The organism is Vibrio sp. 10N.261.52.A1 (genome assembly GCF_002876325.1).
GTDB lineage: Bacteria > Pseudomonadota > Gammaproteobacteria > Enterobacterales > Vibrionaceae > Vibrio > Vibrio chagasii.
Genome location: NZ_MCYD01000536.1, coordinates 1 through 349 on the forward strand (window position 1 = coordinate 1; position 349 = coordinate 349).

1 protein-coding gene is annotated in these 349 nt (G+C 43.3%); it reads left to right on the plus strand.

What is annotated here, in order from left to right:
* Positions 1-349, plus strand: a 349-nt coding sequence (locus tag BCT81_RS07665) for an ATP-binding cassette domain-containing protein (protein WP_133152584.1), incomplete at both ends; no start/stop codon positions are given.

Sequence of the window (349 nt, forward strand, 5' to 3'; positions counted from 1 at the left end):
TCAGGTTCAGGTAAATCACAGACTGTATTCTCTATCATGGGGTTGTTGGCGAAAAACGGCATCATCTCTGGTAGTGCAAAATTCGAAGGTAAAGAAATTCTTAACCTTCCGGAAAAAGAACTAAACAAAGTTCGTGCTGAACAGATCGCAATGATCTTCCAAGATCCGATGACATCACTGAACCCTTACATGAAAGTAAGTGATCAGCTGATGGAAGTACTTATGCTGCACAAAGGCATGGGTAAAGCGGAAGCATTCGAAGAATCAGTACGTATGCTTGAAGCGGTTAAAATCCCGGAAGCGCGTAAGCGTATTACTATGTACCCACACGAATTCTCTGGCGGTATGC